The following is an 11,357-nucleotide window of genomic DNA, read 5'->3' as shown; positions in this document are numbered from 1 at the left end:
CGGGACGATCCTTCGGTCAGCGCTGGGGCTTGCGGACCTTGAACCGGGCGATCGGCTGATGAAACAGCTCATCCAGGCCGTCCACGTCCTGTGTCTGCCCGGACCTGCCGCCTAACAGGTAGGTAGTCAGAGTGGTGCTGAAGGTGCCGAGCCGGCGTCGAAGTACTTGTGCGGTTCGCCCGTGCTTGGGCCCTTGGCGGCCACAAGCTTCCCAATCTCCACGCAGAGCTGGTGTGGACCGGGCCGGACGGCCGCGCGCTGTGGTTCGGCAACCTGCCGCGACCCGAGCCGATGACCTCCCGCGCGGGCGCGGGAGGTGCCCGCGGCGCGATGGCTCGAGATGCTGCGCGAGGCATACGCGGACGACGTGCCCGGTGGCGGCCTGCTCCGGCACACCGAGGCCGGCGAGCTGTCCGCCCTGGGCGCGCTGGAGATCCTGCCCCCGGTCCCGCGGTGGCATCGCGGCCGGATGGTGCTGGCCGGGGGCGCGGCCCACGCGCCCTCGCCCAGCTCCGGTCAGGGGGTCGCGCTCGCGGTGGAGAGCGCGATCCAGCTCGCCCGCTGCCTGCGCGACCTGCCCGACGTGCCCGCCGCGTTCTCCGCGTACGAAAGGCTGCGCCGGGACAGGGTGGAGAGGATCGCCGGGGAGCGCGTCAGGCGCGGAAGGCGCCGAGCGGGACGCGCCCGCCGGGCAGGCCGGTTCCGCCGTCCGCGCCCCGGCGGTAGGTGACGCCGGGAGTGACGGGGGTGTCCGCTCCCCGATCGCGGTTGTCCAGCACCAGCACCGTGATCCCCGCCGTGAGCAGCAGGGCGAAGGCGGCGGCGATCACGGCGAACACGATCGACTGCCGGGACATGCCGGTGCGCGGCGGGGGCGTGGGGACCGGCCTCCGTCCGGGGCCCTGCGTCCGCTGACCCGGTGGCCGGTGCGCGGGCGGCTGCCGACCGGCCGGGGGGCCCGGCACCCCGTTCGGCGCGGTCGCCGCCCGGCGTATGTCCTGACCGTACGCGGGAGCGCCTCCGCCCGGGCCGGTGACCAAATGCCCCGGCTCAGGGTGCCGTCCGTGCATGGCGGCCCCGGCGGGGTTGGGGACGCCCCATCCCGGGACGACGGCCTGGCCGCTCGCACCGGGCGGCTCCGGCCCGGCGGACCGCGCGCCGTCCCCGGCGGCGGAGCCGTCCGCGGCCAGGGCGGCGAGCGCGTCCCGCAGTCCGGCGGCCGTCCGGATCCGCTGGGCCGGATCGCCGGCCATGCCGTGACGCAGGACGGCGGTGAACGCGGCGGGCACGCCGGGGATGTCGGGGATCGGCAGCCGGTGCAGCGCGATGATCGCCGCGACGTTCACCACGCCGCCGTCGGGGAAGCGCGGCGGCCTGCCCCGCAGCAGGGCGTACAACGTGGCCGACAGCGCGTACACGTCCCCCGCGGCCGTGGGCTCGGTGAGATCGAACGCCTCCGGCGGGGCGTAGGCGGGCGTGAGCGACTCGCGCGTCACCGACACCTCGCCCTGGGCCGTGCCGCCCTGCCCCGGCATCGTGGCCAGCCCGAAGTCCGACAGCGCGACCATGCCGTAGGAGTTGACCAGGATGTTGGCGGGCTTCACGTCGCGGTGGAGGACGCCCAGGGCGTGGGCGGCGGCCAGCGCGTCGGCGATCTTGATGCCGATGTCGCGCACCTCGCGGGGGCCGAGCGGGCCGCCGTCGCGCAGCCGGTCGGCGAGCGACCCGTTGGGGCACAGCTCCAGCACCATGTACGGCCGGCCGTCCGGCAGGACGCCCGCGTCGTAGACGTCGGCCACGTGCGGGTGGCCGGACAGGGCGCCGGCGGACGTCACCTCGCGCATGAACCTGCGCCGGTCGCGGTCGGAGACGAGCACCCGGTTGTCGATCTTGAGTGCGACCTCCCGGCCCACCGCGAGCTGGCGGGCGCGGTACACGATCCCGAAGCCTCCCTGGCCGAGGATGCCGAGCACCTCGTAGCCCGGCACCAGCGGCCCGCCCGCCTCGCCCACCCCGCACCTCCGACCCGGCGGAAACCGCGATCACAAATCCCGCGTCCGGCACATTACCGGAGTGATCGCCCATCGGCCCGGGTCTTGATCCAGGCGACGCGGGGAACGACCCTATGCTGTGCTCATGACGGGGCTCACGACGGGCGGCACAGGGGAGCGCGGCCGGAGTCCGGAGCGGCGCAGGGACCTGCTCGACGCGGCCGACCGGGTCATCCGCAGGGAAGGCCCGGACGCGTCGATGGCCGCCATCGCGGCGGAGGCGGGAATCACCAAGCCGATCCTCTACCGTCACTTCGGGGACAAGAGCGGCCTCTACCAGGCTCTCGCGGAACGCCACACGCGTGTCGTGATCGACCTGCTGCGCCCGGAGTTCGCCAAAGCCATGGCCGACCCCCGCGTACGTGCCCGCGCCGCCGTCGACGCCTACCTCGAGACCATCTCGGCCAACCCCAACCTCTACCGGTTCCTGTTCCACCGGGCCAGCGCGGAGGACAGCCGCACCCGCACGCGGATGGCCGCCATCGTTCGCGGCGTCGGCGAGGAGCTGGGCGCGATGCTCGCGGAGGAGGGCGTCGCCGACCCGGTACGCGCCCAGGTGCTCGGCCACGCGTTCGTCGGCATGGTGCAGGCGATCGGCGACTGGTGGCTGGAGCACCCCGGACTCGACCGCGGCACGGTCGTGGACAGCGTGGCCGATGTGATCGCCGGCGCGCTCACGTCCTGACGACGATGGTCGCCGCCCGAAAACACCTCAAATAACGCCCAAAAGCATTTAAGGGCCCCATGGTGGCCTTTGTTGCGCACGCCGGGATACATCAATGTCATCCGGCCGGGGTAATTTAGTTGTCCTAACTAACGGTTCGTCCGCCGCTCGTCGCGCAGGGAACAGGTTGTGCGCTGTGCGGACCAAGAGGAGGGGAACCACTCCGTGGCCGTAGCGAACCAGTCCCGGGCGGGAGCGTCGCCGCAGTCGGCGCCGTCCTCGCGGTACAAATGGATCGCGCTGTCCAACACCACCCTCGGCGTCCTGATGGTGACGATCAATCAGTCCATCGTGCTGATCGCCCTTCCGGACGTCTTCCGCGGCATCCGCCTCAACCCGCTGGACCCCGGCAACACGGGCTACCTGCTGTGGATGATGATGGGCTTCATGGTCGTCACGGCCGTGCTGGTGGTGATGTTCGGCCGCCTGGGCGACATGTTCGGCCGGGTCCGCATGTACAACCTCGGGTTCGCGGTCTTCAGCCTCTGCTCGATCATGCTGTCGCTGACCTGGATGGACGGCGACGCCGGGGCGATGTGGCTGATCGGCTGGCGGATCGTGCAGGGCATCGGCGGCGCGCTGCTGTTCGCCAACTCCACCGCGATCCTGACCGACGCCTTCCCCGTCCGCCAGCGCGGCACCGCGCTCGGCATCAACTCGATCGCGGCCATCGCGGGCTCCTTCCTCGGCCTGGTCATCGGTGGTGTCCTCGCCCCGGTGAACTGGAAGGCGATCTTCCTGGTCTCCGTGCCGTTCGGGGTCTTCGGCACGATCTGGGCGTACGTCAAGCTGCGCGACAACGGCGTGCGGCGCCGGGCGCGGATGGACTGGTGGGGCAACGCGACCTTCGCCGTCGGCCTCATCGCGCTGCTGGTCGGCATCACCTACGGCATCCAGCCGTACGGGACCGGCGTGATGGGCTGGGGCAACCCCTGGGTGATCACCGCGCTCGCCGGGGGCGTCCTGCTGCTGGCGCTGTTCGCCTGGATCGAGACCAGGGTGGCCGAACCGCTGTTCCGGCTCACGCTGTTCCGCGACCGGGCGTTCCTCGCGGGCAACGTCGCCAGCCTGCTCACCGCCCTCGGGCGCGGCGGCCTGCAGTTCATGCTGATCATCTGGCTGCAGGGCATCTGGCTGCCGCTGCACGGCTACAGCTTCGAGGAGACGCCCCTGTGGGCGGGCATCTACATGATCCCGCTGACCGTGGGCTTCCTGCTGTCGGCGCCCGTCTCCGGCTGGCTGTCGGACCGGTTCGGGCCGCGGAAGTTCACGGTCGGCGGCGCCCTGGTCACCGCGGCGAGCTTCTACGCCCTGATGACCCTGCCGACGGACTTCGGCTACGGCGTCTTCGCGCTGCTCATCCTGGTCAACGGCGTCGGGTCCGGCCTGTTCTCCTCGCCCAACCGCGCGGAGATCATGAACTCGGTCCCGGCGGAGTCCCGCGGCGTCGGCGCGGGCATGACCGCGACCTTCCAGAACTCCTCGATGGTGCTGTCCATCGGCGTGTTCTTCAGCCTGATGATCGCGGGCCTGGCGCAGTCGCTGCCGCACACCATGCACGACGAGCTGGTGGCCCAGGGCGTGCCCGCCGCGCAGGCCGAGGGCATCGCCCAGCTGCCGCCGATCGCCGTGCTGTTCGCGGCGTTCCTCGGATACAACCCGTTCAGGCAGCTCCTCGGCGGCATCCTGGATCGGCTGCCCGACGGCGGCGCCCATCTGACGAGCAAGGAGTTCTTCCCCCACCTCATCGCGGGTCCCTTCCACCAGGGCCTGGTCATCGCCTTCTGGTTCGCCGTGGCCGCATGCCTGGTGGCCGCCCTGTCGTCGCTGCTGACCGACCGCGTCCGCCGCGGGCACCGCGCCGCCGCCCACGAGTCGCTCGGCTCCGAGCTCGCCGCGGTCGCCGGCGAGGCCGGTCTGGCCGGCAACGAGCTGGTCGTCCCGGACGAGGAGTTCGACGCCCCCACCGCCCGGGACAGGCGCGCCCGGGACCAATAGGCGCGCGGGTGCGCCGGGGCGGGGGCCGGGCACGGCCCCCTCCGGCGGCCGGATCACGTGGGGAGGGCGTCGAGAGGTTCGAGCACCACCACGGGGATGCGGCGCCGCGTCATCTCCTTGTACTTCTCGTAGACGGGGTGCCGCCGGCTCATCGCCCGCCACAGGCGGTCGTACTCCTCGCCGGTGGCCTCGACGGCGCGCACCCTGAGCACGGTGAGACCGTCGTCGCCGCCCACCTCGATGTCCGCGACCGGGTCGTCCCGCAGGTTGAGCCACCAGGCGGGAGTGGCGTCGTCGCCTCCGTTCGAGGCGACGACGACGAACCGGCGGCCGTCCCTGCCGTAGCCGACCGGCCGGGTCCTGGGCAGGCCGGTCCTGCGGCCTCGCGTCGTGAGGAGCAGGACGGGGATGCCGCGCATGGTGGCGGGCCTGCGCCCGCCGGTCCTGCGGTAACTGCGGACCTGCCGGTCGCAGACGTACCGGATGATCCTGTTGTACAGACGGGAACGTCGTGCCACGGCCGCTCAGCTCCCGAAGACGAGCCGCTGGCGGCGCCGGTAGGAGGGCCGCGCCAGCGTCAGGAGCAGGCTGAGGACCGGCCCGGCCAGCCTGCGGATGTGGGCCATCTCCTCCGGGCTCGCGTACCGGTCGACCCAGGCGAGCTCGAAACGCGGGTCGCCGCCGCCCTTGAGCGACTTCTCCATCGTCTTCCAGTCGGCCGCCGAGACGTACTTCTCGATGACCGGGAAGATCCTGCGCTCCTCCTCCTCGATGTGCTCGTCGATGAGCTCCGACAATGTGCGCAGCGCGGCAGCCAGCTCGGAGACGGCCCGGCCGCCCGCGAAGGCCCGCGCCGCCACGCGGACCCGCTCGAGCAGGGGGTCGAGCTCGGAGTGGTCGTCGGACAGGTCGGCGAGGTCGACGGCGGTGCCCGCCGACCGCTCGATGACCGGCCAGACGATCTCGTCCTCCCTGCTGTGGTGGTGGTGGATCGCGCCGCAGACGTCCTCCGCGTAGCGGGTGATGGCGGCGGCGCGCGCCGGGTCCGCCCGCTGGCGTCCCGCCTCGAGGTCCTCGGCGAGCGCGCGGAGCCGGTGCAGGTCGCCGCGCATGGCGCGGTGGATGATGCGGATCCCGGTGAGATCGGGGGTCTCCACGGTGAGCCTCCATGATGTCCGAATCGGTGTCGGAACCACGGTGGCCCCGGCCGCTAAACGCCTGTTTGGCGGCCACTTGGCGGCTCTGGCCTCACGGTTTCAGCGCGTCGAGCGCCCGCAGCACCTCCTCGCGCGCCCGCAGCGCCTCCGCACGCCAGTGCGGCGAGTCGAGCTGTCCGGCGACGCCGGCGGCGGTGGCGTAGTGCTCCGCCGCCGCGGCGGGGTCGCCGAGGTACTCCGCCAGCCTCCCCAGCACGAGACCGGCCGGGCCGAGCGTGACCGCCACCGTGTGCAGGCCGACCATCTCCTCCCGGAACGGAAGGAGAAGGCGATAGCACTCCTCGGCCACCTCCCGGGCGCCGAGGGCCATCGCGTTGCCCGCGCGGAGCGCCACGTTGATCGTGTGGTAGACCCACCGCGTCGGCCAGCGGTCCACCGGCCAGGCGGACCGGGCCTCCTCGAGGCGCCCGGCGGCGACCAGCGCGCTGACGTAGAACTCGTCGATCTCCCCGGGGATCTGGGCGCGGGCGGCGGCGAGCTCGGCCACCGACTCGTGCGCCCGGCCGCAGGCGAGGCGCACCACGAACCGGGCGAGGCTACGGAAGGAGGCGGCGTTGGGACCTCCGGCCTCTCCCATCCGGTCGGACAGGACCGTGTAGACCGCCTCGGCCTGCTCGAACTCCCCCTTCACCAGGAGGCGGAGGGCGTCGAGGAACGCGATGATGGCCAGGACGAGGCCCAGCTGGCCGCTCGTGGAGTATTCCACCGCCCGCCCGGCGTGCCGTTCGGCCGTGGCCCAGTCGTTGCGGCCCAGCGCGACCATGCACAGCGCGTGGTGGCCGAGCGTCTGGTAGCCGAGCAGCCCTTCGCGGGCGGAGACCTCCAGCAGCTCGTGCCCGACCGGCTCCAGCTCGTCGCGGCGGCCCGGCACGAAGGTCGCCCAGTAGCGTGCGGCGAGCGCCACGCACAGCAGCCGGGGATCACCGAGGCCGCGGGCGATCTCGACGGCCTCGGCGCTCGCGCTGTCGACGATCTCCTCGTCGTGGCCGCCCATCTCCTGCGTCAGGGCGGCGAGGAGCCGGCACCTGAGCTCGCCGGTCGCCGCGGGCAGGCAGGCGTGGATGGTCTCCACGATGTCGACGTCGAGCTCGTTGTCGTTCTGCCAGATCATGGGGGCGTCGAGGGCGACCGCCGCACGGGCGAGGGCCCCGGCGTCGCCGAGTCGTCTGGCCAGCGCCAGGGCGCGCCGGCGGGTGGCCGTGGCCCGGATGATGTCGCCCGCGCTCGCCCGCGCCGAGACCAGCCGGCACAGCAGGTCGAGCCGGAGGTCGTCCGCGGGCTCCGTCGCCAGTTCGAGCGCGTCGAGCGCGCCCTCCAGCAGGCTCGCCGCCTCGCTGTGGGCGTAGACGCCGGACGCCTGCGCCGCCGCCTCGCGCGCGTACTGCGCGGCCTCGCGCGCGGTGGCCGCCGTGGCGGCGGCCAGCGCGTGGTAGCCGAGCGCGCCGACGTCGCCCGGGTGCACCCGTTCCAGCGCGGTGAGGACCTTCGCGTGCAGCCGGGTACGGCGCAGCCGGGGGATGTCCTCGTAGAGGGTCTCGCGGACGAGCACATGGGTGAACCGCACCATGCCCGGAGCCGGCTCGGTGAGCAGCCCGGCGAGCACCCCCGCCTCCAGGCCGTCGAGGACGGTCTCCTCGTCGGCGTTCTGCACGGCGACCAGCACGTCGACGTCGGCGTCCCGGCCCATGACGGCGGCGTTGCGCAGCGTCGTCTGCGCGGTCGCGGGAAGGCGGGCGATCCGCCTGCGGATGAGGTCGCGGACCCCGGGTGGCAGCGAGTGGGCCGCCGCGGCTCCCTCCGTCGCCATCAGGCGGGCGGTCTCGGCCACGAACAGCGGGTTGCCGCCGGTCCGTTCGGCGACCGTGCGGACCGTGTGCGGGCCGGCCTCAAGGCCGGAGCGTTCCAGCAGCAGGCGGCGGACGTCGTCCTCGTCCAGCCCCGCGAGCGTCACGTTCTCCGCCGTCTGCACGGCCAGGGCGGCCCCCGCCGCCATCAGGTGGTCGCCCGCCTCCGACGGCCGGTGCGTGAGGACCACCAGAACGGGGACGCCCGCCAGCCTCGCCGCCAGGTGACGCAGCAGCTGCAAGGTGGCGTCGTCGGCGCGGTGGACGTCCTCCAGCACGAGCAGCAGCGGCCCCGCAACGCTCTCCAGGTAGTCGCCCACCGCCTGGGCCAGCAGGAACTGGCCGGCGCCGGGGGAGTCCTCCCGCAACAGGGGCGCGAGCCGCGCCTCCGTCCCGGGGTCGGGAGGATGGACCGCGAACAGGGTCCGCAGGACCTCCGTCCACGCCCACGCGGGCGGCACGCCGCCGAGCGTCTCCGGGCACCGGCCGACCGCGGTCCGCCAGCCCTCGTCCGCGAGGCGCCGCAGCAGGGCGTCGGCCAGCGTGCTCTTGCCCGCGCCGGGGTCGCCGCCCAGCCAGGCCACGCGGAACCCGTGCCCGGCCTGCTCGGCGGCGGAGACCAGGCGGCCGAGCTCCGCCGTACGGCCGATCATCCGGGCCGGCCGATTGTCGGCCGGCGGTGCGGCGGGGGACGGTGTGGCCGGGGATTGAGCGGCCGGCGGCGGGGTGAGACTCACCGGCGCGGCGGCGGTCTTCGGCGCGTCGAGGGCTTCGCTGTGCGTGAGGATGCCGGCCTCGAGAGCGCGCAGGGCGGGGCCGGGGTCCATACCCAGCTCCTCCGCCAGCTTGGCCCGGGTCCTGCGCAGCGCCGCCAGGGCGTCGGCCTGCCGTCCCGAGCGGTAGTAGGCGAGGGCCAGGAGACGTACGGCGTCCTCGCGCAGCGGATGGTCGGCGACATGCCGTTCCAGCTCCGGCACGATCTCGGCGTGCCGGCCGAGCGCGAGCTTCGCCTCCGCGCGATACTCGGCGGCCAGCATTCTCATCTCTTCCAGCCGGGCCGCCTCCGGCACCGCCCAGTCCTCGTCGCCGAACTCGGCGAAGGCGGATCCCCTCCACAGCGAGAGGGCCTCGTCGACCGTGCGCAGCGCCTCGGCCGGTTGCCCCCCGCTGAGGAGGCCCGACGCCGCGTCCATCAGCGTGGGAAAGCGCCACGCGTCCACGGCGCCGGCGTCGAGGTGCAGCACATATCCGGGGGGAGCGGTCACCAGGACCTTCGCCGGAGTCCGCGGTGCGCGGCCGGGTTCGAGGGCGCGGCGCAGGTTGGAGATGTAGACCTGCAGGGCGCCGAGGGCCTTCGGCGGAGGCTGGCCCTGCCACAGATCGTCGATGAACCGGTCGGTCGAGACGACGTGCCCGCCGGCGCAGACCAGTCTCGCCAGCACCGCCCGCTGGAGCGGCGGTCCGAGGTCGACCGGATGCCCGCCCACTTCGGCCCGGAACTGGCCGAGAACCCATAAACGAACCATTTCGAGGAGAGCATAGGGATCGTTCCATGCCCCGGCATAGTCACAATTCCGGCGGCTCTCCAGGCCGCCTACCCCGATCCGGTCCCGCCCAGGGACCGAACACGAGCTCGACGAGCGCGCGGGCGATCGTCTCCGGATCGCCCTGGGCGCTTTCCGGCAGGGAGCCGCTGAGCCACAGGCCGGCGAAGCCGTGGGCGAGCGACCACGCCGCGATCGTGGTCAGCCGGTCCTGCGCCGGGCTCGGCGACAGCGCGCCGGCGCTGGTGACGAGCACATGGGCGGCACGCTCACGCGCCGAGCGCATCCCGGGATCGTCCGCGCGATACAGCTCCGGACGGAACATCACCTCGAAGTAGGGCCTGTGGTCGATGGCGAAGCGCACGTAGGCCACCCCCACCGCGAATACGTCGTCCCCGGCCGCGCGTTCCAGGCTGTCGGCGAACAGCTCGAAGCCCTCGGCGGCCACGGCCGTCAGCAGTCCCGTCTTGTCGCCGAAGTGGTGCGCGGGCGCGGCATGCGAGACGCCCGCACGGCGGGCCAGCTCGCGCAGGCTCCATCCGGCCGGACCGGACTCGCCGATGGCCTGGAGGGCGGCGTCGAGGACGGCCCGCCGCAGGTTGCCGTGATGGTAGGCCGGCCCGTTGATCTTGCTCACCTCCGTGCTGCGCTGCCTTGGGCCGCCCACTCTATCTTGACGTTGACAAGATGCCGGAGCCTCCCCCAATCTAGCCAATGACAAGATTGGAGGAGGGATGGTTCCCTTCATCGCCCTCATCGGGGGTTTCGCCGCCCTGCGGCTGCTGGGCCTGGCGGGCGTCGACATGCTCGACGGCTGGCAGCCCGCGCTGCGCGGCGCGCTGGCGTTGATGTTCGTCTTCACCGGTGTGCCGCATTTCCTGCCCTCGTGGCGGCGGGACTTCGTCGCCATGATCCCCGCGGCGTTCCCCCGGCCCGCCCTGCTGGTCACCCTCACCGGGGTGCTGGAGCTGGCCGGCGCGGCCGGGCTGCTGCTGCCGCCGACCGCGCCGTACGCCGCGATCGGGCTCGCGCTGCTGATGATCGCCATGTTCCCGGCCAACGTCTCGGCGGCGCGCCGCGGCCTCACCCTGGCGGGAAAGCCGGTGACTCCGCTGCCCGCACGCACCGCCCTGCAGGTGCTCTTCGTCGCCGCCGCGGTCGCGGCGGCCGTGTGAAGCAGAGCCGGTCACTGCCAGGCGCACCGGACGCCCGCCTCGGCGCCCGGCGGCACCGCCGCCGAGGGGGCGCGCCGGGCACCGTCCGCGTCGCGGGGGCAGTGACCGCGGCTCACCCGTAGACCTGCGACACCCGGCGCTCGTAGGCGCGGCGCCAGGAGAGCCGGTAGAGGATCCGCATGATCGCCGGGGCGGTGGCGAAGATGTGTTCGCGGTCGGCGGGGGTGGCCACGTCGACCAGCCAGGCGGCGAGCATCGGGAGGTCGCGGCCGTGGCTCTTGCTGACCTTCTTGCCCGACTCCTCCCACCAGGCCGCGCTGACGTGCTCCCTGATCAGCGGAACGACCTCGGATTCCTCCAGGTCGAGGTGGGTGTTGAGCAGCCGGTCGAGCGCGCGCAGGTCGGTGGCGACCTCGCGAACGGGCCGGCCGCCGGCGGAGAGCCTGCCGATGACCGCGTCCATCTCCTGATGGTCGGCCTCCAGCCGGTCCAGCACCGCGCGGGCCTCCGGGACGAGATCGCGCAGCAGCGGCCAGATCGCCTCGTCCTCCTCGGTGTGGTGATGATGCAGGGCCCGCAGCAGCAGCGCGAGGTGCTCGTCGACGACCGCGCGGCGCCGCGCGTCGCGGGGGTCGCAGCGGTCGAGGACCTCGGCCAGCCTGCCGAACTCGCGCCGCAGGCCGGCGTGGAAGACGAGGAACGTGACGAGGTCGGGAGCGGGTTCGCCCGGTCGGCGCCGGGTCTGCGTCGGTGTTGTCATGGCCCCACGATGCGGGACCCGCCTTCACCGCGACTCAACGCCGG

The 11,357-nt window shown here is 73.3% G+C and carries 10 protein-coding genes; 4 read left to right on the top strand and 6 right to left on the bottom strand.

Annotated elements, in window-relative coordinates; all coding sequences use genetic code 11:
- Window positions 1-340: 340 nt before the first annotated feature.
- A complete protein-coding gene (locus AAH991_RS32245) occupies window positions 341-730 on the top strand; it encodes an FAD-dependent monooxygenase (RefSeq protein ID WP_346229700.1) in 390 nt (129 codons plus the stop codon).
- Here the strand turns inward: AAH991_RS32245 and AAH991_RS32240 are convergent.
- Complete coding sequence (locus AAH991_RS32240) at window positions 654-2,012, bottom strand: serine/threonine-protein kinase (RefSeq protein WP_346229699.1); 1,359 nt, start codon at window positions 2,010-2,012, stop codon at window positions 654-656. The genes AAH991_RS32245 and AAH991_RS32240 overlap by 77 nt on opposite strands.
- Window positions 2,013-2,136: 124 nt before the next feature.
- On the opposite strand from AAH991_RS32240, the gene AAH991_RS32235 reads away from it, so the two are divergent.
- Together AAH991_RS32235 and AAH991_RS32230 are read left to right on the top strand one after the other, a co-directional pair.
- Window positions 2,137-2,736 carry a TetR family transcriptional regulator gene (locus AAH991_RS32235; protein ID WP_346229698.1) on the top strand — a complete coding sequence of 200 codons (600 nt, stop codon included), beginning with the start codon at window positions 2,137-2,139 and terminating at the stop codon, window positions 2,734-2,736.
- A gap of 204 nt (window positions 2,737-2,940) precedes the next feature.
- Entirely contained in the window at window positions 2,941-4,773 is a 1,833-nt protein-coding gene (locus AAH991_RS32230) for an MFS transporter (protein ID WP_346229697.1), read from the top strand.
- A gap of 53 nt (window positions 4,774-4,826) precedes the next feature.
- Here the strand turns inward: AAH991_RS32230 and AAH991_RS32225 are convergent, their stop codons facing one another.
- The 4 genes from AAH991_RS32225 to AAH991_RS32210 all read right to left on the bottom strand — a co-directional run bounded on the left by AAH991_RS32225 (window position 4,827) and on the right by AAH991_RS32210 (window position 10,015).
- Entirely contained in the window at window positions 4,827-5,291 is a 465-nt protein-coding gene (locus AAH991_RS32225) for a nitroreductase/quinone reductase family protein (RefSeq protein ID WP_346229696.1), read from the bottom strand.
- A gap of 6 nt (window positions 5,292-5,297) precedes the next feature.
- Window positions 5,298-5,930 carry a hemerythrin domain-containing protein gene (locus tag AAH991_RS32220; protein WP_346229695.1) on the bottom strand — a complete coding sequence of 211 codons (633 nt, stop codon included), beginning with the start codon at window positions 5,928-5,930 and terminating at the stop codon, window positions 5,298-5,300.
- A gap of 91 nt (window positions 5,931-6,021) precedes the next feature.
- Complete coding sequence (locus AAH991_RS32215) at window positions 6,022-9,360, bottom strand: ATP-binding protein (RefSeq protein ID WP_346229694.1); 3,339 nt, start codon at window positions 9,358-9,360, stop codon at window positions 6,022-6,024.
- Between the two features lie 40 nt (window positions 9,361-9,400).
- On the bottom strand, window positions 9,401-10,015 hold the full coding sequence (locus AAH991_RS32210) for a TetR/AcrR family transcriptional regulator (RefSeq protein ID WP_346229693.1): 615 nt from the start codon (window positions 10,013-10,015) through the stop codon (window positions 9,401-9,403).
- Window positions 10,016-10,112: 97 nt separating this feature from the next.
- On the opposite strand from AAH991_RS32210, the gene AAH991_RS32205 reads away from it, so the two are divergent.
- Window positions 10,113-10,553, top strand: a complete 441-nt coding sequence (locus AAH991_RS32205) for a DoxX family protein (RefSeq protein ID WP_346229692.1) — start codon at window positions 10,113-10,115, stop codon at window positions 10,551-10,553.
- A 112-nt stretch (window positions 10,554-10,665) separates the two neighbouring features.
- Here AAH991_RS32205 and AAH991_RS32200 read toward each other — a convergent pair whose 3' ends face one another.
- Window positions 10,666-11,313, bottom strand: a complete 648-nt coding sequence (locus tag AAH991_RS32200) for a hemerythrin domain-containing protein (protein WP_346229691.1) — start codon at window positions 11,311-11,313, stop codon at window positions 10,666-10,668.
- Window positions 11,314-11,357: the final 44 nt, after the last annotated feature.

The organism is Microbispora sp. ZYX-F-249 (assembly GCF_039649665.1).
GTDB classification, from domain to species: domain Bacteria; phylum Actinomycetota; class Actinomycetes; order Streptosporangiales; family Streptosporangiaceae; genus Microbispora; species Microbispora maris.
This window is presented reverse-complemented; position numbering and strand designations above follow the sequence as displayed.